The organism is Psychrobium sp. 1_MG-2023, assembly GCF_030689115.1.
In the GTDB taxonomy this organism is placed as follows: domain Bacteria; phylum Pseudomonadota; class Gammaproteobacteria; order Enterobacterales; family Psychrobiaceae; genus Psychrobium.
This window is the reverse complement of record NZ_JAUYVJ010000019.1, coordinates 57,473-78,537: the sequence shown is the minus strand read 5'-3', so window position 1 is coordinate 78,537 and position 21,065 is coordinate 57,473. Positions and strand designations below refer to the sequence as shown.

The following is a 21,065-nucleotide window of genomic DNA, read 5'->3' as shown; positions in this document are numbered from 1 at the left end:
CATTTCTGCACAATCTCTAAGCCTAAATTCACCACCAGCGAAATTACCATACTGACGCCTAAACTCTTTTACGCTTTTTAACCAAGCGTCACTATCAATGACCAGCGCGTCTAATATTTTCGGTTCATTATCACTTATATATCCATTCTTCTTAGGATCGATATGACGTCCACTCCAATCAACTAATTCAAAATAGTCAGCATAGGAAAACGGCAAAGCTGTCGAATCGCTAGTTGCAGCAAAGGGCAATAGCGTCAGTGGCTGAGCATGGGGTTGGTAGTCTGGTTTTGGTTTCTTTTTATGTTGTTGATATGACTTGAACTGCTTTATACGCTCTTGAATTGAGGTGAAATCACTTTGTTCAAGGTTCTGTGCAGCACCTGCGCGAATGGGGTTTAAATCAACATAGGCCATGCAGGTTAAAAGTGCTGTTTCATCAAGCAAGGCTTGTGATTTGAAACGCCCCTCCCAAAACTTACCTGTGCATTGATCTTCTTTATTCGCCCGGCGTGATATATGCTCGTTTAAGCATTTCATAAACCATGAAATGTCATATAAGCGCTCTCGCCAGCACTGGACTAGCGCTTTAATTTGTATCATTTCACCCTGCGAACAAGCGCCATGAGCTAAATAATTGTCAATTAATACATGACCATTAAACAATTGATACCATCGGTCAATCACTTCATTCATCGACCAACTATCAACAGCACCTTTATCGACTTGTAACACCAAGTGATAGTGATTGCTCATGATGGCATAGGCGGCAATATTGATTGAAAAGACAGATGATAAGAACTTAATCCGTTTGATAAGCCATTGCCGCCGATGGTCATAATTTTTGTTATTGTATGGGTCATTACCACATAAAAAACTACGCCGCACACAACGATTAATCACGTGATAATAAGGTGTAGCATTTAAGTCAATTAACTGGTTTCGTGCGCGAGTCATAGTTGCTATCCATAGCGAGAAAATATAACCCTAGTAGAGGTTTTTAATTTCACAAGTTATGAGCACTAATTTATGACTGTCCCTTTGTTCCGTTTGTTCCGCGACGACTGCAATATTTGTTCGCAAGACATTGCCGTTCACATAAAAAAATTTATGACTGTCCTTTTGTTGTTTTGTTGTTTACTTATGTTTAGCTTTTGATTTTGCTTGAACTGTAATAGCTGACATTGCTGCTATGTAATGTATAAAAAACAAACCAAAAGCAAATATGTTTATTACAAATACTGGTAAGCTTGGAGTTTGAAAAAAAATAAAAATAATACCCAAAGCCACCGAAGTCATAGTAGGTGAACAGCTTGGAGTGTTTATGAATTTTAAAGACTTTTGCCTTATAAATTCGAGCTGTGCAAGAACTGGTGTAATAAGAAGTAAAATTAAAAAAATCTCAAACTTTGCTACGAAAAAAAAATCCATCAGATACCTTTGTTATTCGGTGCTAAATATAGACATAATGACTCCCACGAGGCTAGCATGCATAACAATAGCATAGTTTTTATTGGGTTAGATACCCATAAAACATTTACCCAAGTTGCTGTTCTACAAGACAATCGTGGCGCAACAACTCAATCATTGGGTAAAATAAATTCCACCAAGTCAGCCTTTATGAAACTGGCTAGACAGCTTCAGTCTAAATATCCTAAGCAAACATTACATTTTATTTATGAAGCAGGCCCATGTGGTTACTGGATTTACCGATTACTAACTAACCTTGGCCACTGCTGCTATAACGTCGCCCCTTCGCTTATTCCTAAGAAACCCGGCGACAGAGTTAAAACGAATAAACGTGATGCGGCAAAACCTGCGAAGCACAAATTTATGACTGTCCTTTTGTTCGACCCACTACTTTGCTACGATCAGAGGAACTGAGTTAACAACCAAAAATAGAGATAGGCATACACTTACTGGTATTAACCCCATAACTAGTGCAGCGTTTATCCAAGGAATCATAAATACTAAAATTGGCGTAGGCAGCATACACAATGCAATTCCGATAAAAGGAACTGTTAACTCTAATTTACAACTCTCGCATTTATGACTAGCAATCGGAGCTAACAAAAGCTTTTCCCAATTAGACATAGCTTGATGATTACAACTTGGGCAGGTCAATTTACTCATAACTTTCCTTGTGCATATAGACATAATGACTCCCCTCGAGGCTAGCCTCCAATTCGTGGGTTAACTTCAAAAGCCAGAGCCATAATTAGTTTGATGAATAACTACAAACGGAGGCTAGCATGCATAACAATAGCATAATTTTTATTGGGTTAGATACCCATAAAACATTTACCCAAATTGCTGTTCTACAAGACAATCGTGGCGCAACAACTCAATCATTGGGTAAAATAAATTCCACCAAGTCAGCCTTTATGAAACTGGCTAGACAGCTTCAGTCTAAATATCCTAAGCAAACATTACATTTTATTTATGAAGCAGGCCCATGTGGTTACTGGATTTACCGATTACTAACTAACCTTGGCCACTGCTGCTATAACGTTGCCCCCTCGCTTATTCCTAAGAAACCCGGTGACAGAGTTAAAACAGATAAACGTGATGCGGCAAAACTTGCGAAGCACAAATTTATGACTGTCCTTTTGTTTTATGTTTTTATTGTTGGCTATAATAAGCAACGAAGGGGCAAAAAGCCAACTGTATTTTGTCCTTGTTTAACAGCTTGTTAGAGGTAAGTTACGCCGATAAATAACCTGCTTCGAACTCCGTACCTTCGTAATAATTTAATTTATAAATGAGGTTAGGTTCATGAAACCCTTTAACCTCTAATGTTGCGTCTTTGATAGACCCACACTTTATATTTGTTTGATATTTATAAGTAATTATCTCTTTTGCAACCTCATTACGTGACGTATTACTTATCGTTACCTTTGTTGAAACCCCATTCAGTGTTAATAATAAGTAGTTATTTGAAGCTTTTAACTCTTCACCTTTCCACGAAGTAATAACAAAAGCCAATAGCTCATTAACATTAGACTTTGCTTCACCATCGTCAACAGGCACAACAGGCGGCAAAGGAATAAGAGGAGAAGCCATAATACTTTGAACAGAATATTGACCACAACCCTCTGCTTTTAAGTCTATTTTTTTATCTATATTTAAATTTACATGATAACCAAACGTGTTTTTTACAACATTTAATCCTTCAAATTTAATCCCTGACTTATATATTGCCGCTGAAGTCGCGCATCCACTTAATATTAATACCGCCAAAAGAGAAATGAACCGATGCATCCTTGTACCTCTAACAGCTTAATATACAGCAACGACTGCAATATTTGTTCGCAAGACATTGCCGTTCAAATAATGAGAACTTATCGTGAATATGCATTTATTACAACTAATTGTGAACTATTTACTTTGTCTGAGTGGTCATTAGAAGGTTAACAAAACACGTTAATGCCGCAAATTGTAACAAAGATAAAGGGCTGTATGTAAACTCACTATTTATTGATTTTTTTTACTGGCTATTTGGCATTGCAGTCACTGACTCAGTCAGTGCAGTTTTGTCTGCTTGTCTGTGGTTACTAATCAAGACCATCATCTGATAGGATTTTTATTCGAGATCTGTTTAGCAATGTTGCTTTTTTACCCTGTCATTCAATTTTTATTTATACAATGGGCTTTTTTAGCTGTAGACCCTTGTTTATTCGCGACAGGTAAGTAATATTGCCTAGTTAATTTACATATTTGGAGTATAGTTCAATGAGTTTGGCCACCGTTGCCGATATTATTGCGGGCAAAGTCCCACAAGGCGAAGTTACAACAGTTAAAGGATGGGTACGTACTCGTCGTGATTCGAAAGCAGGTATTTCATTCCTATCAGTTTATGATGGTTCTGGTTTTAATCCTGTTCAAGCCGTTATCGCCAATACTCTAGAGAATTATAATTCTGACGTTTTATCTCTAACAGCAGGTTGTTCTGTTGCTGTGACCGGTGAAGTGGTCGCTTCACAAGGTAAAGGTCAATCGTTTGAAATCCAAGCGACCAAGGTTGAGGTTATCGGTCTGGTTGAAGACCCTGACACTTACCCGATGGCTGCTAAACGCCACAGTATCGAGTTCTTACGTGAGGTTGCTCACCTACGCCCACGTACTAATATCATCGGAGCGGTTGCACGTGTGCGCAACACCCTATCACAAGCTATTCACCGTTTTTACCACGAACGTGGTTACATCTGGGTTAGCACACCGTTAATCACAGCCAGTGATTGTGAAGGTGCTGGTGAGATGTTCCGTGTGAGTACGTTAGATAACGAAAACTTGCCACGTGATGACAAAGGCTTAGTTGATTACGATAAAGATTTCTTTGGTAAAGAAACTTTCCTAACAGTATCGGGCCAATTAAATGCAGAAGCTTATGCCTGTGCAATGGGTAAAGTGTACACCTTTGGTCCTACGTTCCGTGCTGAAAACTCAAACACCACTCGCCACTTGGCTGAGTTCTGGATGGTTGAACCTGAGATTGCATTTGCAGATCTCAGTGATGCGGCAAACCTTGCTGAAGACATGCTTAAGTATGTATTTAAAGCCGTGTTAGAAGAGCGTCCAGATGATATGGAATTCTTCCAACAACGTGTTGATAAAGAGTGTATTTCTCGTTTAGAGCAAATGGTTGACAGTGAATTCACTCGCATGGATTACACTGACGCAATTGAAATCTTAAAGAACTGTGGCAAGAAGTTTGAATTCCCAGTAGATTGGGGTGTTGACCTGTCATCAGAACATGAGCGTTACCTTGCTGAAGTTCATGTTGGTGGTCCAGTGATCCTACAGAACTACCCGAAAGACATTAAAGCATTCTACATGCGCTTAAATGAAGACGGAAAAACGGTTGCTGCGATGGATGTATTAGCACCGGGCATTGGTGAAATCATTGGTGGAGCACAACGTGAAGAACGTCTAGATGTATTAGATGCACGTATGGCTGAAATGAATATCGATGTGTCTCACATGGATTGGTATCGCGACCTACGTCGTTACGGTACAGTGCCACACGCAGGTTTTGGCTTAGGCTTTGAGCGTTTGGTTTCTTACGTAACGGGTGTACAGAACATCCGTGATGTGATCCCATTCCCACGTGCGCCGCGTAGTGCGAACTTCTAAGCATTAATTACTAAATTTTTGCATGAACCTAAAAAAGAGCGAGATAATCGCTCTTTTTTTATGTCCGTTTTTCACTGGCTAAGTTTATAATTCGCCATTGTTGTATGTGACAGTATAAGATCCCGGCTTAAAACACTGACGACGAAGGATGACTAACAGAATAACGAAGAGTGACTAGGTGTCTATTACCGCCAAAAGTCCACGATAGTTTCTTTCTCTAAAGCTTTGCGGCAGTTATTCGCTTGTTGTTCTGTCCCCAAATACAAAAAGCCGACAATTTCATCATAGCTATCGAGGTTAAGCGCTGCCTTTACAGTTCGATCACGTGCTAAGTCACCCGTTCGCCAAATTCCGCCATAACCAAGTGCTTGCGCGGCTTGTTGCATCGAAAATAACGCACAGCCTGCAGATTGAACTTGCTCTATACGAGGTACTTTGGCGTGCTCTTTATACTTAGCAATTACCGTTACTACCACAGGTGCACGCAGAGGCATATTCCGTGCTTTCTCAATTTTAGCGCTGTCATCGGTATTAACAGCAACGGCAGCGGCAAGAATATCACCTAAACGCTCACGTCCCTGCCCTGTCATCACGATAAACTGCCATGGCTTTAATCCTGCATGATCAGGGGCACGTAAACCCACATCAATAATTTGTTCGAGTTCTGATTCACTCGGTCCAGGCGTTGTTAGTTTGCCACATGAATAACGATTACTCAGGAAATCAATAGGAGTTGTCATTAGCGTTTCACCATTGCCCCTAGCGGGCGACCGCCTAATAGATGCATGTGAATATGATATACCTCTTGGCCACCATGGTCTTTACAATTGACAATCAAACGATAACCGTCATCGCTAATACCTTCATCACGAGCAATTTTAGCCGCTACTGTAAACATCCGACCTAAAGTTAATTCATCATCAGTGGTGACATCATCAACTGTGGCAATGACTTTATTAGGAATAATGAGTATATGGCTCGGAGCTTGTGGCGTAATATCACGAAACGCAGTGACTAACTCATCTTGGTAAAGCATATCTGATGGGATCTCTTTACGGATAATTTTACTAAATATAGTTTCTTCACTCATAATATTCCTTATAAATTCTAATTAATGCTTTATCACTAATAACACATTGCCAACGATTATTTTCTTGCTGGTACTAAAAGTTGTGGGTCGACGCGTTGGTTCAACCAATTCATACGCCAATCAAGATGGGGGCCAGTCGAGCGCCCTGTTGAACCAATTTTAGCGATCAGTTGACCTTGTTTAACCACATCACCGGCTTTAACCAGGCCTGCACTTAAATGTAAGAACGTTGATGACACTCCCATGCCATGGTCGATGATTAATGTGCCACCGGAATAAAACATATCTGGTACAAACAGTCGAACAACACCATCAGCAGGTGCGATGACAGCAGTGCCTGTCGGCGCTGCAACATCTAAACCGTAATGTGGTCGACCAGGCTTGCCATTATAAAAACGCTGAGAGCCATACACACCACTCATTCGCCCCTTTGCTGGCCAAATAAACTGCTGATTAAAATGTGTATCATCAGACCAAAGTTTTCGTGCGGCACGGACTTGTTTTGCGTCTAATCGAGCACGTTTAACATTCTCGGGGTTAGGCTGAGTAATCTTTTTGCTGATGCCCGTGACACGTTGAATATTGTATTTACGCTTTTCAAGCGTCAATGGGAACGTATTCGCCTCTCCTGAAACACTTTTAACATGCAGTTGATGGTTTAACTCGGCATCGCGACCAAAGCCAATGACAAACAGACCGTCATCAGCAATAGCAACAGGCTTATCGTTTAAGAAAACACTATCGCTGGCTTTAGCTTGCCCGATTAATAAAGCACCTTGGGTGAAAGTTCCCTTTAGGCTAACCGTGTCACTTAATTGATGAATTTGTTGGGCAAGTAATGCCGGACAAACAAAGAGTAAAAGAAGCGAAAAGGTTATTTTTTTCATGGTAATCATTGTCTGTCCATTGTGTAGATTATTGAATCATAAGCACACTACAAAAGGGCTTCATAGTGTGCTTTATCGCGTTGGCTTATGCCGAAACCTGATGCGATGCCATCGCACCTTTATCAACCCCTTCATAGCCGATGACACTAATCGTATCACCCGGATTTTCAGTGGCAAGCGTTTTGGCAACGTAGACGGTCAATAGTTCAACTGTTGTATCAAAATCAACAACTTCACAATGTTGCATTGGAATAATTAATTCGAATCGACCTTGGGGTGCATCGTACGCAACATGGTGCATATTAGGTACTTGGCGTAACACTTCAAGTGGCTCTGGCAGCGTGATTTCTTCAGCACTAACCATATCTTGTTCGGTGATTAAGTAAATGTCATTCCAGCGAGATGCCCAATATTGCTCAAGATCCTCTGCTTTTTCACCATTTCGTTCAATTTCAATAATTGAGCGATGGCCATGCGCAATACGCTGACAGTTACCATCATGCTTCTTTAAGCCATGGCTGTAATGATAATAGGGGCCAAATACAGGTTCTGGTGCAAGTTTGAGCACTAAGCCAGTGACATTTTCTGGTAAAACATTTTTTATTACTTGCTCGAGGTGCTTAATAATCGATTGTTCATCGACGATATCGTTATCAATGAGTGCAAACGCTTGGTGCGGGCAATTAAGGTAAATTGGGAGTTCTTCTGGGCGGTCTAATAAAATCTGTGTAGTGCTTTCTAATACATTATAAGAAACACATTGATTAGTCGCAGGAACCAATAGCTTATGATCGACTTCGTCATCGATTACCGCTTTAATTTGTTTTTTCACTAAACCAAAATCTAGCACCATGCATTCATCGTTAAGTGAACCGTCAAGTTCTATGTCAACAATTAAGCTTTCACCCACCATACCGCGTTCGTGACAAAGGTATGAGTAATCAATAACAGTTAAGTTATTTACAAACAATTTCATTTAATTTTCCTATTCGGGCAGAAAAACAGTCCACCCAGTATGCTACAGTCAGGCTATTGTAACCTAACTCGTTCTCATTACGGTCATTTATTTGTGTGCGATTGCGCAAATAAACCACCATCGGTTAGTCAAGGCCGAACGTTATGGTGGTTAATCGCCCGCTTAATCTTCGTTAGTTAAACGGCGGGTTAACTGGTCGCGTAAGTTCGGTGGAATACCCACAATAGTGATCTTATCATTGTCTAAATCAACAAGTACTCGCTCGCCCATGTGTTTCTGTTCAAAGCCAACACTCACACCGCCACCTGTGCCAGAAAACTTCTTCAATTGACGTAAGGTTGTGCGATCGCCAGGGATTTCTTCTTCGAGCTCATAGCCTTGCTGGTTAACAAATTGATAAAGTCCTTGCTCACCATCATTTGAAACGCGTGAAGATAAATCTTTTATCGCAATTTCCTCACCGCTATCGATTTGATCTTTACAATAATCAAAGACTTTTTCGCGGTACTCTTCTTTTTCACTACGGTCAAATTCGGCGGCAGCACAGTAATCCTCAACCGCATTCATCAGGTTTTTATTTTGCTCTTTGGCATTAAAGCCTTCTCGACACCCCATAAAATCAAGAAAGAAATCTGACACTTTACGACCCGCGCGACCACGAATAAACGAAATATAGCGCTGACTGTCTGGCTCAGCTTGCCACATTGTTAAATCGATACGGGCGGCTAGTTGCAGATTGTTTAATTCTAAGTGCTGATTACTGCTCACTTCTAGCGTGTCGTCTACCGCGATAGAATCTTTGGGTGAGATAAGTGCAACAAACAAGAAGTTATTCGCTACATGGGTGTAGTTCGCTAACATTAAGTACCCTTGCTCGGCAAAGTTATACTTCATCAACTCGCCTTGTAATAGCTTAATCGCTTGTTGTGAGAACGCGACAAAGTCATTATCTTGATCTAAGTAGTCTGTTAGCGAGCGAGCAAACAATTGTTCACCATCAACATCATCGGCAAAGAATCCATAGCCTTTACCTTGTTTGCTGTTATAAATACGGTGCAATTCACTAACCAATAATTCAACATCATGCGATGGTGATAACACTTGATCCCGCGCAGAAAAGGTCACATCCCCTTCAGCGGTCGTGTTTATTTGGTGAAGAATGATATGACGAATAGAAACACTCATTTGTAATTAGTCCCAAGCAAAAATTTACTGTATTATATGCAGGTTATCATCAACGGTCGCCCACTAATTTAAGTGTTAGTAGAGATCGCATAAATTATCAACAGCTTGGACTAACAAATCCCAGCTTACAATCGTCAATATAGAGAACCTCAATGGCTGTTAACTCAAAATATACCAATGAACAGGTAGAAAACCTGATTATGCAACTTTTAACCGTGCTAGAAAATAGCGATGCCAAAGCAGATTTAAGCTTAATGGCGCTTGGTAATGCAGCAACCAGTATTATTAACAATAACGTTTCACCAAGCCAACGTAAGCACGTTGCTGCTAGCTTTGCTAAAGCGTTAGAGAGCTCTGTTCAAGTCGATTTACACTAATTTGCACAAGCTATCGCAACTATTTTTTTGTGTGAACTACTGGTACGAACGAACAATCAAATAGTTGCGAACGCAACCCCTTACATGGAATAATTTATACCAATTCCATTAATTAAGTGACCAATTTTGTAACGAGGATAAACGAATTAGAGCAAGGCATTTATTGGCGTATGTAGTTATTCTACATAGACAATAAATAACGCAGCTATCATTTGTTTAGACCGTGAAAAATGATCAGGTTATTAGTGGACATGGTATTAGTGATTATAAGGTCAAAAGACAACAATCATGGTTGATAATAGTAACTCATATAAAGATCGTGTATCTCGCCTGATTAGCTGGGGCCACTGGTTTATGTTGGCTAACATTGTTATTGCAATGTTGATGGCTATTCGCTATATCTTTTCTGTCGACGCACAACCAAGCCTGCTAAGTACGCTGTATGTTATTTCTACCTGGATTGGTCACTTTGGCTTATTAGGTATCATTACCTATATTATTATCTTATTTCCCCTGACCTTTTTGCTACCAGACTCGCGAATATTACGAGGCTTAGGCGCGTTTCTTGCCACGGTTATCATTGTTGCCTTGTTAATTGATGGCAGTATATTCCAGAACTATCAGTTGCATCTAAACCTCCTTGTATTTGATTTAAATGGTTTTAACCTAAATAACACCATTGGTTGGAGTTCCATCGCCCTATTTCTATTAGCCTTGTTGATGGTTGAACTCACCATCGCAAATTTAATTTGGAAACGATTAGCAATAATTCGTAATTGGGATGTAGGGAATCGGATAACCTTGACATTTGCTGGCGCGTTTCTATTAAGCCACCTACTTCATATTTGGGCCGACGCAACAGTTTACCGTCCAATCTTAGCTTACGATCGTATGTTTCCATTTTCGCATCAATCGACTGCTCGCAGTTTTATAAAAAAGTATGGGCTAATCGATGCCGAGCATGAGACTCAGCTGCAATTAAGCAATAATCCGAAAACCATTAACTACCCGTTAAATGCATTACAATGTCAAAAGCCTAAGGCAGAGAACACTTTATTCATTACCATCGCTTCTGCAAATAGTGGCTTAGTGAACGAACAAGTGATGCCCAATTTATTTAAATTAAGTGCTCAAGGGATTAATGCACAGCAACATATCACGAGTAGCTTGGTTGCTCATGAAGCCCAATTTAGTTTACGCACGGGTATTCCAGCGAAATACAAATCATCTTTTGATAGCCGTAAACTTATGTCTCCGGTTGATTCGCTTCTTTATCAAGAGACAGCTAAACGGGTCTTTTCTGGTGATTATGATTTTAACGAGGTTGCCGCAGCTTCAGTTGATCAGCAAAATGTTGATTCAGCAATCGAGTGGATAAAGGAACACAGTACAACAGGTTTCCACGGTGACATTACTTTATTCGCGAGCCAAGAACTCAGTGTGCCGAATGACTTTACCGTACCAATTATGCCATTATCTCAGCCAATGAGTGCCGCCGAACGAATTCTTGCAAAAGAATACATCGCCTCGTTGTTTTATACTGACAGTTTAATTGGCAATTTAATTGACCACGTTGATTTATCAAACACGACAGTGGTGATAACCGCTGAACGTGGTAATGACCTCAATTCAATTTATCAACGTTCTGCACTTTTCTCAAAAGTGAACTTACACGTGCCTTTAGTGATGTTAATTCCAGGGGTCTCACCGCAAGAGATTCATAAGCAATCCAGCCATTATGACGTGTTACCGACAGTCCTGCGTCACCACTTTAATTGTGGCAATCCAGCAAGTGATATAAGTGTCGGTTATGATTTAGTAAGCACTCAAGTCAATGAATTATTTTACGTAGGCAATTCACAGCACTTTGCCTTGTATAATCAAGGTAACATCACTGAAATTGACCGCCAAGGTCAATACAAATTCTACGACCAATTCTACCAACGCCAAGCTGATGGCGACTTATCTTTTCAAGCATTAATTGATGTGATGAAAAATATTAACCGTTTTAACTAGGACCGTTTTACATGCAATTTAAACATCTCACTGTACCCCAACTGCACCAACTAGTCAGTGAACAAACTATTAATATCGTTGACACTCGCGACCCGCAATCATTTGCTCTGTCTCACATTGATGGTGCATTTAATCTCAATCAAGGTAATTTAGAACAATATCTTGCGGACTGCGACATGGACCAACCATTAGTTGTTTGTTGCTACCACGGTATTAGCAGCCAAGGTGTAGCGCAATTTCTTGTAGAGCGTGGTTTTGATGAAGTGTATTCTCTTGACGGTGGTTTTGAAGCTTATCAGCAACAAACATCGTAGGAATGCGGGGTTGTTAACACCCACAGTCTATAGCCAGAGACCTTAGTTCATTGCCCAAGGTTAAACTTTAAACTATGTTCAGCAGCAATGAGATACAGCGAAACAAGCAGCCCGATTGAGCTATCGGGCCGCTTTAACTCTACACACTGTATTTTGGCAGCTCAAAAGTAAAAACTGTCCCTTTATCGACTTCACTGCTGACCGCAATGTCGCTTTGATGTAATGCTAGCAGCGCTTTAACAATGGCCAATCCCAATCCTGCATTAGTCGAGCCGCTATCTACTTTATTACTAGCACGAAAATGTGCTTCAAACACTCTAGGTAATTGTTCTTTAGCGATGCCAATCCCACTATCTATTACCTTTATAAGAACCTTCTCTTCGTGGTCGATGGTTATTGGTTCAAAGTTAATCATAATTTGACCACCTGCAGGCGTATGACGTATGGCGTTTGCGACAAGATTATTAAAGACCCTTTCTAGCTTTGCGATATCGGCATCAACTTGAATACTTTCGTCTTTGGGAGTGAAGTCAAGTCTTACATTCGCTGCTGCGGCTTGCAGTGAAAAACTCTCAATAATATCTTGCGCAAGTTCAGCAATCGCGATGGGTTCACGCTCAAGTTCAACACTTCCCGTCTCAAGATGCGCGAGTTCGAATACTTGCTCAACAAGGCCATTGAGAACCAAAGCATTCTTATGAGCAACTTCGATATAGTTAGCCCCATTATTAACAGGTTGTTTCTTATGCTGTCGTTGCCATGTTTCGAGATAACCAATTAACGAGGCTAATGGTGTCCTTAGATCATGCGAAATATACGAGAGTAGCTCTTTGCGCTGACGATCTTTAAGGGTTAGCTGCTCGAGTTGTTCGGTAATTGTCTCTGACATTTCTTCAATTGCCATAGCAAGTTGCTTCTCTTCTAACGAAGCGGCCTGCCCTAATGCTTGATTAAGTTGCAAACGATTGAAGCGCTGTGTTTTATTGCCATTGGTGTGATCAGAGACAAGGCAGGTTAGGCGACGTAGTGGCCTAGTAATTAATAAGACTAAACCAACACTTATCACCAGTGTAAACATAATTACAATCGCCGCCATCACTAATGTCGTTGAATAAAACTTTCGATCATTAAGCTGAGTAGTGATTTGATCTTCTAACTCTGACCCGATGATAACGTATAAATAGCCCTGCACATTTTCATTTTGGTAGATCTTGGCAGCGGAGAATATCTTTTGCTGTGAATATGAGCGTGGATCATCACCATAGAGTGGAAAGACCGTATCCTCGTTGAAATAACTAAGCAATTTAGGCAAATGTACTGATTGTCGCTTTACCTTACCCTCCGGTGCAGAGTAAGCCAATATATTTCCCTTAAGATCGGTCACATAGATCTCAAACGCAGGACCGAGCAACATCATCGAGTGGAACGTTTGTTTGAGCGCCACAGGGTCTATTTGCCCATTACTTAGTAATTGGTTTTCCATCACCATGTTTTTTGCTAAATCACGATGTAATGACTGAGTTGATTGCAATTGAAAATGCTTAGTCGATACCGATGTGTACCAAACAAAAACTCCAAGACAGATCATAAAGAAAAAAACAAATAATATAATTAAGCGTGTTGCGATACTGCTCAGGATATTGGTCACGTTATGCTCCAGTTAGTTTTGTCTATTTGTGTGACGGATTTTGTTGTTGCCATTGCGATACTCTCTTGTGTCTTTCCCGCAGTGTGTTGAGCCGGAATCTTATATAACGACTAGCGCAACACGGGTTCACGGCTTAAAAAACTAACGGGACGATAGTTGGCAATGTCAACTATGTGAAAATTCAAACTTGTACCCTACGCCCCAAATAGTATGGACAAGCTTTGGCAATTTAGGCTGCTGCTCTAGTTTGGCTCTGAGGCGGTTAATGTGAGAGTTTACCGTATGTTCATAACCAACGTGGTTGTAACCCCAGACCGAGTCTAATAACTGGCTGCGGTTAAATACTTGATTAGGATGTTGCGCAAGAAAGTACAGTAACTCGAATTCGGTGGAGGTTAATTCTATTTTACTGCCGTTAAATATGACTTCATGGCAACGTGGGTCAATTACAAAATCACCAAAGACTAAATCAGTTTTTTGACCAAATTCTTCTGCTGTCTGGCCAACTGCGGCACGGCGTAATAATGCTTTAACGCGGGCTTCTAATTCTCGAATACTAAAAGGTTTAGTTAAATAGTCGTCGGCGCCCATTTCCAAACCCATCACACGATCTGTTTCGGTATTACGTGCTGTTAGCATCATAATAGGTGTTACTGGGTCGTTAATTCTTACTTGTCGGCATATTTCTAAACCGTCAACGTTGGGCAACATGATATCGAGGATAATTAACGCATAATCAGTCGTTAATGCCCGCTCTAAACCTTGTTGCCCACAATTACACTGGTCAACGATAAAACCTGCATTATTTAATGTTAATTCAATTAAATTTGCTAAATCGTTTTCATCTTCTACCACTAAGATCCGTTGACCCATATAATCCTCTTACTGTAATCGTTCGATAACCACCTGTGCTACAACACTTTCAATACGATGTGATTCATTGAGCACCGATGTCGATAAACCATCATCCATGCTCACCACCCCTGGGTGCATTGACACAAAATCAGTATCGTCTCGCTGTACGTTGAATCCTTCGCCCTGTCCAGCAGGTCCCGGTATAGTCGCTTGTAACTCACTATTGCTTTCAGTACCGGCATCATAGACTCGAAGTGATAACAATGTTTTATCACCAACAGAGTAGTTAGTTAATGCGTGTTTATTAAGACCTGTGAAAGCATCATTTGTATTCACCAACATTGATAAAATTGTTAAATAATGATCTTTATCGCTAAGTTCAAGCGTTGTTTGATAGGACAAACCTGGCATTACTACGCCTTCACTGGCTTGAGACTCTGTAATCATTGCATTGTCAAGCACAGCGGAATTATCACCCGACTCCGCCAATTGTTCTAATGCTTCGCTAGCCATTGAGCCGATTGACCAAGCTTGGTAATCACTGCCATGGATCAAGTGCGTGACAGGAGACAGTGGTTGGTTATGAGTTAAGTTTGTTACTGTCACTTGATAACGGTAGACTTGATCGGTGACAACACCATCATCACCATTATTATCACCACAACCGGCAAGTAATGTTGTCGTTGCCACCAAAGCCGCTAAAGCAGAACGTTTTTTGTTGTTTTTAATCAGCGACGAATGATTGAGCTTTTTCAATAATGTAAACATGAGACTCTCCTATTCAACGGTAATAGTTACTTTCAGAACTGGATTTAACCAACGATGAACTTTATTGTTTAAATCGCTTTTTCCTGAGTCCATCATATCGTCACCAAGGCTACCGCGGTGGATATGAACGTTTGTATTGTAATCTTGCATCGCAACACCAGTTCCACCAGAACCAGCCATCATTGTGGGATCTGCAGGGATACCTAACATGCCCGGCATGCCCGCACCTGGAACCAACAGTTCATTATTCGCTTCAGTACCAGCATCATAAGCATTCACCATAATGGTGTAAGTGCCAGCCGTTTCGGGAATTGCCCAACTATCAACACCAGCGAAGCCGTCGTTGGTCGGTAATAGCATTGACGTTAAAGAAAGATGAGTGTCGTCTTGAGTATCAAGCATAAACTCATTAACCATAGCCCCCGGCGCTAATAAACCTTCATGTGGGTTCGCAACACTTTGCCCACCAGCGTCCGCCACAGCAGCAACAAGGCCTGAGATGTCTCCACCTTCAGCCATTTGTTGCAATGCAAGACTCGCTTGTGTGCCAACAGTAAAGAGTGAAACGTCATCAGTATGACTAGCAACAAGAAATGGGGTGAAGTAGATCCCTTGAGTGAGATTAGTGATGGTCACTTTTAATGAAGCAGCTTCACTTACAGGTGCTGTAAGCATGCCTGCCGCGAGGGTCAAACCACCAAGAATAGTCGGAATAGATGTTTTGTTAGATAGGGTGTTCATGGGTTTACTTCCTTATGTATTTATAAACACATACAGTTTAAGAAGTAAACCTCTCGATTTTATTGCTTAATTCTAACGGAATTATAACAATTAGTTTTATGTCAATAAAACAATGACTTCATAGATTAATACTTGAGAAATCAAGATCAAAAAAGTGGCCACGCCTAACAACGTGTGACTTTGCGGATTATCGGATACCACCGGCAATAACCAAAGCGCTAACCCCATTAGTAAGAAGCCAATAAACCAATATAAGTTACTGGTAATTTTATCGGTTAACCCTTGCTCTCCAGTGATAAACACTAATGAAGCAACGACGATTAAAAGTAAAATAGAACAAGCGACACCTGCAAAAGGTAATATTTTATTGAACGCCTCTAAACGGTGTTTGGCTTTAACCAATAGTAAATTAGCCAAGATAAAGCCTGTAATAATCATCGGTAGAATAATAAACGGGCTTTGTTGTGCAGCAAGTACCCCAATACTGAAGAAACCTAGCGGCAGTAACGAGTAATATATCGCCTTATCAGGAATTGCCCGTTTGTTTGGAAGTTTACCTTGCCAAATACTAAGAAGCACGCCATAGACACCGCCTAAGCCACCTATTGCTAATACCCAAGGGGATATTGACGTTTCAATGCCCATCATTAATGCGACAAACAGTACAGTCCAAATGGTAATTAACTCGCCTTGAATGCGACTATGTTGCCCAGGGCAAATTTGACCATACTTTAAAATAAGACAAACTACCAACAGCGCACAAAACGGCATTAAACTAAGTACAGGAAAAACAACCTGATAAAATGATACGTCAACCAATGTTACAACCCCAAAAAAAATTTAGGCAGATTATATGCTAAAAGCGGTTCGATACCAATGCTCTTGATGACCGAGTCGAACGTATTGACTTAGTGTTGAGCAGTTTCGCTTTAGCGGCGGTAATGTTGATTGAATGTTTTGATTGAAAAACCTTGAATGACCTTTTCACCCATTTTTAACACGGGTACGGAACGTAACCCCAGTTTTCTAAATTCTTTGCTTCCTGCAGGTGATTGGATATTACACAGTCTAAATGGAATCTTATGCTCGGTTAAATAAGCCTTAGCAGTTTTACAATGTGGGCAGTTGTTAGATGTATATAGTGTGATGCGCATGTGCAAAGTCTTTAATGAATGTTATCAAGGGTGATTTTACCTTAACTTGCCCCTTGAAAACCAACCTTGATCAATTTAATTATTCGTGTTCATTTAACAAGCAAAACTTATTTCACTATTTGCTTTTCCTTTTTATAGCCAAGTGATAATACAGAATATAATAGCGTTTTAATGGTTTCTTGGCACTGAGCTATACTGATACCGAATCTAAAGCTGCGAGCTAATTGTTTGAAGCATTGGGATCTCAAGCCTAGTTGCCGATAATAATAACTCGATTCGACCAATCGTTGATGCGTTAACTCTTTTAGTAACGTTTTTTGTTCAGGGTTGAATCGTGAATCAGTTAAATAGCCTGTAAATAACGCAATATGACATAGCACCATCAATAAGGCATTCTCAGTCGATTCACTTGTTAAACTTTCCTGATAACGATAATACGTCCCTGTGATTTCTTGGCTATAGCAAAATATAGCGTCATTTAATGCTAATTGAATAGAGAAGTCTCTATCTTCAGCCCTGTTTAAGTGTTCGTTAAAGCGAATATCTTCTAGGTGATTTCTTCTTATCACCATGGATTGCACATGCATAAACGACTCTTTTGATAATGCGCTGATCATATCTCCGGTAATCAGATGAATATTCCTCGCCCGTTGCTCAGTAGCAAGACTCTTAGTAAAACTACGCGAACTAAACCAATCTCCTAAGCTTATTTTCGAATGATGTTCAATAATTTCAACATTGCTAAAAGCGATATCAATGTCTTGCCAGTGCTGCAAGATCCCCATAGTGACGGACAAATGATTTGAATGCCAACAATCATCGGCATCTAGAAATGCGATGAAGTCTCCTGTCGCTCTATCAAGGCCTGTGTTTCTCGCACCAGAAGGGCCTTTCGCCCGTTGGTTATCTAGTACTATCAGTTCGTGTTTTGGGTGGTTAAGCGATTGCGCAATTTGTTTTGTATTATCGGTTGAACCGTCATTGATGATGACAATTTGACAACATAAAGCACATTCCTGGTTAAAAATACTTCGCACTGCTTGTTCTAGTGTAGAACTAGCATTAAATGCAGGGATGATCACAGACACAATTTGCATAGCAACTCGCACAACTGATTAAAATGGCCTCTTTATTTAGCCTAGTTCATTACGTAGTTAACGATGAGTTTATTTTTTTAGACACAGAAAACTGTTTAAAAAATCTGCTTTAGTTGCTTAATAAACAATTGATTACGCTTATTTTTTAAACGCATCAACGTAATACCGTTTTATCTTTAGTCTTAGCACTTTCGTCCATAAATAATCTAAAACACTGATTAAGCGGTAGTTTATAAATCCTTATTTTTTGATTGGGTTTACCATTGTAAAAAATCACACAACGGATTGTTAAATTTATGTTACGTTCTATCACGTTACATGATTTCACACATGAAGAATCAAATATTTGGAGTTGTTGCACCCATGTTTAAAGCTAATTCAGAATCAAAATTTTCAAAAAGTTATTTGAGCCTATGCATCGCGGCTGTCGCTGTGCAAGGGTTTACAGCCACTAGCGCTATTGCTAACGAACAAACTGTCGATAAAAATGTCGAGGTGATCACCACCATTGGCAGTCGAGTCAACGGCCGTACAGACACCGAAAGTGCCGCACCCGTTGATATTATTTCAGAAGAAACCATCTTAAATTCCGGTGCGGTTAACACCATGGACATGCTGCGAAAGGTTGCGCCGTCGTTTAATATGAACAATACGACAACGTCCGATGGTCAGGACTTAATGCGCCCTGCAACACTCCGTAGTTTAGGCGCTGATCAAGTGCTAGTTTTAATCAACGGAAAGCGCCGCCATCAACAGGCTTTAGTCGCTGTTCAACAAAATGTTGGCCGCGGTAATGCTGGCACAGACTTAAGTGCAATCCCGCTTTCTGCGATTAGCCGTGTTGAAATATTACGCGATGGCGCAGCCGCTCAGTATGGTTCAGATGCTATCGCTGGTGTGATTAACATTGTTTTAAAATCATCTGAGGGTGGCTCCGTTAGCACAGGGTTTAGAACCACAAGTGAAGGTGACGGAGATACTATCGACTTTGCTGCAAATGTTGGTGTCGCTATTGGTGAGTCTGGTAATCTCAATTTGACCTACGAATATAAAGATGCCGATGAGATGAACCGCGCCAGCAAAACCACTTGGTTTGACGCAATTGATACGCCTAAACAATTACTATTAGTCGGTGAAGGAACAGTTGAAAGCCATTCTTTTTGGTATAACGCTGACGTTGAACTGGGTAAAGGTCAATTATACTCTTTTGGTGGTTTCACGACTAAAGAAGGCGAATCAAAAGGCTTTTTCCGTTCTGCAGGCGATGACCGTGTATGGCCACAAATCTTCCCGGAAGGCATTACACCAGAGTTAGGCTCTAAAACCGAAGACACGTCGATTGTTGTTGGTTACAAACAAACGCTGGGTGAGTGGGACCTAGACTTAAGTTATAGCTATGGCCACAATGAGTTAGCCTTTGAGAACATCGCCTCTTTGAACGCAAGTTATGGCCCGGACAGTCCAACAACAGCCAAAAGTGGTAGCTTAGAGTTCAACCAATCAACAATTAACGTCGACTTTACCCGCTTCTATGAAACTGATGTTGTTGAAAACGGAATCGCCGTTGCTGTTGGTGCCGAGTGGCGTCAAGACGGTTATGTGATCAACGCTGGTGATGAAGTTTCTTATAGCCGTGGCGACACAGATTGTTCACAAAACTCAACTGATGGTGCAACAAAAGCTACTGACGTAGGTTGTATTGTAACAGCGCCAGGTATGCAAGGTTTTGCTGGTTATCGCCCTGAAATGGAAATCGATACTGACCGTGACAGCGTCGCGGTATACTTTGATTCCGAGTTATATTTTTCTGATCAACTTACCGTAGGCACAGCGCTTCGTTATGAAGATTACTCAGATTTTGGCGATACAGTCATTGGTAAGCTAACGGCTCGTTACGATGTTAATGACCAGTTATCTTTCCGTGGTGCAGTGTCTACTGGCTTTAGAGCACCTGGGGTTCAGCAAAAGCACTTCACGCAACGATCTATCTCAATTAGTGACGGTGTATTAACAGATCTTGTGACATTACGCCCTGACTCCGAGCTTGCTCAAGAGTTAGGCTTTGAGTCGTTAAAAGAAGAGACATCAAAAAACTTAAGCCTTGGCTTAGTTTATCAAGGCGACAGTTATTCAACGACCTTAGATTTTTACCAAGTATCTATTGATGATCGTATTGTTTACTCTGGCGATATTAAGTCTGGTATCAACTCTGAAATCGATGATTTCTTTGCTCGTCACAGTACGACAGGTGATGCACAACTTGATGGCGTAGCTGTTGTTCAAATATTCACAAATGCAATCGACACTCAAACTCGTGGTGTCGAATGGGTAAACACGTGGGAACATGAATTGGAACAGGCTCAGTTGACCTTCGAGGCTTCGTTGAGCTTTAATGAAACTGAAACTAAAGGCATTAACACGTCTTCGTCGATTGTTCCCGACAGTACTATCTTTGACGAATCACAACAGTTGTTAATCGAAGAAGCACAACCAAACGAAAAAGCTGTATTGGGTGCGACTTATGCCCGTGATAGCTACACCGTGACAGGTCGAGTAAATTACTATGGTGAAGTAAGCACTGCTTCATACGGTACCCCAAAAAACACATGGGGAGCTAAAAGTACTGTTGATTTAACCGGTTTCTACGAGCTAACGGATAACTTTAGAATCAGTGCTGGTATCGTCAATTTATTTGATGAAAAGCCAGATGAATGGGGTGAGAACGGCGGTATCTTCCCTGCCCTTGGTTTTAAGTATGGTTGGACAAGTTTTCCATTCTCATTAGCCGGACGCGAGATGTATGTTAAAGCTAATTATCGCTTTTAGA

20 protein-coding genes and 2 pseudogenes are annotated in these 21,065 nt (G+C 40.7%); 7 read left to right on the top strand and 15 right to left on the bottom strand.

Features of this window, described 5'->3' with window-relative positions; genetic code table 11:
• The coding region (locus Q8W26_RS11270) for a transposase (RefSeq protein ID WP_305473393.1) at positions 1-954 on the bottom strand (954 nt) is incomplete at its 3' end.
• Between the two features lie 180 nt (positions 955-1,134).
• Positions 1,135-1,428, bottom strand: coding sequence for a hypothetical protein (locus Q8W26_RS11265; protein WP_101214219.1), 294 nt, complete (start codon positions 1,426-1,428; stop codon positions 1,135-1,137).
• Positions 1,429-1,485: 57 nt separating this feature from the next.
• On the opposite strand from Q8W26_RS11265, the pseudogene Q8W26_RS11260 reads away from it, so the two are divergent.
• Both Q8W26_RS11260 and Q8W26_RS11255 read left to right on the top strand, forming a co-directional pair.
• Positions 1,486-1,821, top strand: a pseudogene (locus Q8W26_RS11260) (IS110 family transposase); the annotation flags it as partial.
• A gap of 428 nt (positions 1,822-2,249) precedes the next feature.
• Positions 2,250-2,585: pseudogene (locus Q8W26_RS11255) on the top strand (transposase); the annotation flags it as partial.
• Between the two features lie 115 nt (positions 2,586-2,700).
• Here the strand turns inward: Q8W26_RS11255 and Q8W26_RS11250 are convergent.
• On the bottom strand, positions 2,701-3,258 hold the full coding sequence (locus Q8W26_RS11250; protein ID WP_101214218.1) for a hypothetical protein: 558 nt from the start codon (positions 3,256-3,258) through the stop codon (positions 2,701-2,703).
• A 471-nt stretch (positions 3,259-3,729) separates the two neighbouring features.
• Between Q8W26_RS11250 and asnS the strand changes: the two genes are divergently transcribed.
• Complete coding sequence (asnS, locus tag Q8W26_RS11245) at positions 3,730-5,130, top strand: asparagine--tRNA ligase (RefSeq protein WP_101214217.1); 1,401 nt, start codon at positions 3,730-3,732, stop codon at positions 5,128-5,130.
• A gap of 185 nt (positions 5,131-5,315) precedes the next feature.
• Here the strand turns inward: asnS and Q8W26_RS11240 are convergent, their stop codons facing one another.
• From Q8W26_RS11240 to yejK, 5 genes are all read right to left on the bottom strand, one after another.
• Positions 5,316-5,870 carry an NAD(P)H nitroreductase gene (locus Q8W26_RS11240; protein ID WP_101214216.1) on the bottom strand — a complete coding sequence of 185 codons (555 nt, stop codon included), beginning with the start codon at positions 5,868-5,870 and terminating at the stop codon, positions 5,316-5,318.
• Positions 5,870-6,220 carry a purine nucleoside phosphoramidase gene (hinT, locus tag Q8W26_RS11235; RefSeq protein WP_101214215.1) on the bottom strand — a complete coding sequence of 117 codons (351 nt, stop codon included), beginning with the start codon at positions 6,218-6,220 and terminating at the stop codon, positions 5,870-5,872. Before hinT ends, Q8W26_RS11240 begins: the two co-directional genes overlap by 1 nt.
• 56 nt (positions 6,221-6,276) lie before the next feature.
• On the bottom strand, positions 6,277-7,107 hold the full coding sequence (locus Q8W26_RS11230) for a M23 family metallopeptidase (RefSeq protein ID WP_101214230.1): 831 nt from the start codon (positions 7,105-7,107) through the stop codon (positions 6,277-6,279).
• Positions 7,108-7,192: 85 nt separating this feature from the next.
• Complete coding sequence (locus Q8W26_RS11225) at positions 7,193-8,083, bottom strand: 6-carboxytetrahydropterin synthase (protein ID WP_101214214.1); 891 nt, start codon at positions 8,081-8,083, stop codon at positions 7,193-7,195.
• 162 nt (positions 8,084-8,245) lie between these two features.
• A complete protein-coding gene (gene yejK / locus Q8W26_RS11220; protein ID WP_101214213.1) occupies positions 8,246-9,268 on the bottom strand; it encodes a nucleoid-associated protein YejK in 1,023 nt (340 codons plus the stop codon).
• A 152-nt stretch (positions 9,269-9,420) separates the two neighbouring features.
• Between yejK and Q8W26_RS11215 the strand changes: the two genes are divergently transcribed.
• The 3 genes from Q8W26_RS11215 to glpE all read left to right on the top strand — a co-directional run bounded on the left by Q8W26_RS11215 (position 9,421) and on the right by glpE (position 11,975).
• Entirely contained in the window at positions 9,421-9,645 is a 225-nt protein-coding gene (locus Q8W26_RS11215) for a DUF1414 domain-containing protein (protein ID WP_101214212.1), read from the top strand.
• Positions 9,646-9,933: 288 nt separating this feature from the next.
• Positions 9,934-11,661: a DUF3413 domain-containing protein gene (locus tag Q8W26_RS11210; RefSeq protein ID WP_305473389.1), complete on the top strand. Its 1,728-nt coding sequence runs from the start codon at positions 9,934-9,936 to the stop codon at positions 11,659-11,661.
• 11 nt (positions 11,662-11,672) lie between these two features.
• Positions 11,673-11,975, top strand: coding sequence for a thiosulfate sulfurtransferase GlpE (gene glpE, locus Q8W26_RS11205; RefSeq protein WP_101214210.1), 303 nt, complete (start codon positions 11,673-11,675; stop codon positions 11,973-11,975).
• A gap of 139 nt (positions 11,976-12,114) precedes the next feature.
• On the opposite strand, the gene Q8W26_RS11200 is transcribed toward glpE, so the two are convergent.
• The 7 genes from Q8W26_RS11200 to Q8W26_RS11170 all read right to left on the bottom strand — a co-directional run bounded on the left by Q8W26_RS11200 (position 12,115) and on the right by Q8W26_RS11170 (position 18,238).
• Positions 12,115-13,623 carry a HAMP domain-containing sensor histidine kinase gene (locus tag Q8W26_RS11200; protein ID WP_101214209.1) on the bottom strand — a complete coding sequence of 503 codons (1,509 nt, stop codon included), beginning with the start codon at positions 13,621-13,623 and terminating at the stop codon, positions 12,115-12,117.
• Between the two features lie 165 nt (positions 13,624-13,788).
• A complete protein-coding gene (locus Q8W26_RS11195) occupies positions 13,789-14,496 on the bottom strand; it encodes a response regulator transcription factor (protein ID WP_101214208.1) in 708 nt (235 codons plus the stop codon).
• 9 nt (positions 14,497-14,505) lie between these two features.
• Positions 14,506-15,246, bottom strand: a complete 741-nt coding sequence (locus Q8W26_RS11190) for a spondin domain-containing protein (RefSeq protein ID WP_101214207.1) — start codon at positions 15,244-15,246, stop codon at positions 14,506-14,508.
• A gap of 9 nt (positions 15,247-15,255) precedes the next feature.
• Positions 15,256-15,987 carry a spondin domain-containing protein gene (locus Q8W26_RS11185; RefSeq protein ID WP_370694278.1) on the bottom strand — a complete coding sequence of 244 codons (732 nt, stop codon included), beginning with the start codon at positions 15,985-15,987 and terminating at the stop codon, positions 15,256-15,258.
• 96 nt (positions 15,988-16,083) lie between these two features.
• The gene (locus Q8W26_RS11180) at positions 16,084-16,806 is read right to left on the bottom strand and encodes a hypothetical protein (protein ID WP_101214206.1); all 723 of its coding nucleotides are present in this window, start codon (positions 16,804-16,806) and stop codon (positions 16,084-16,086) included.
• A 110-nt stretch (positions 16,807-16,916) separates the two neighbouring features.
• Entirely contained in the window at positions 16,917-17,141 is a 225-nt protein-coding gene (locus tag Q8W26_RS11175) for a glutaredoxin family protein (protein WP_101214205.1), read from the bottom strand.
• A gap of 107 nt (positions 17,142-17,248) precedes the next feature.
• A complete protein-coding gene (locus Q8W26_RS11170; protein ID WP_101214204.1) occupies positions 17,249-18,238 on the bottom strand; it encodes a glycosyltransferase family 2 protein in 990 nt (329 codons plus the stop codon).
• 363 nt (positions 18,239-18,601) lie between these two features.
• On the opposite strand from Q8W26_RS11170, the gene Q8W26_RS11165 reads away from it, so the two are divergent.
• On the top strand, positions 18,602-21,064 hold the full coding sequence (locus Q8W26_RS11165) for a TonB-dependent siderophore receptor (protein ID WP_101214203.1): 2,463 nt from the start codon (positions 18,602-18,604) through the stop codon (positions 21,062-21,064).
• The last annotated feature ends 1 nt before the right edge of the window (position 21,065 follow it).